Below are 331 nucleotides of genomic sequence, written 5' to 3' on the forward strand. Positions count from 1 at the left end.
CAATGCAGTAATTGCAATCGACCCTACAGATTCAGATGGTGATGGCGATCCATTAACCTTAGTGGTACCAAACGAAGGAACATGGGTTTACGATCCAGCAACGGATGATTTAACATTCACACCAGAAGCAGGATTTACCAATGATCCAACCCCAATTGAGTATACTTTAACAGAAACCCAAACAGGTTTAAGTGATACAGCAACGGCAACAGTAGATTACGTTATCGAATCACCAACAGCAGAGAATGATGAGAGCTTAGCTAATGCGGCAGGCGCAGTAACCATCGACCCGTTAGTAGCAAATGGTGGTTTAGCAGATTCAGATCCTGAT

1 protein-coding gene is annotated in these 331 nt (G+C 43.5%); it reads left to right on the top strand.

Annotated elements, in window-relative coordinates; all coding sequences use genetic code 11:
- On the top strand, positions 1–331 hold a 331-nt coding region (locus V6246_RS18200), incomplete at both ends, for an Ig-like domain-containing protein (RefSeq protein WP_341561867.1).

It is taken from the genome of Algibacter sp. TI.3.09, assembly GCF_038154905.1.
In the GTDB taxonomy this organism is placed as follows: Bacteria; Bacteroidota; Bacteroidia; order Flavobacteriales; family Flavobacteriaceae; genus Algibacter.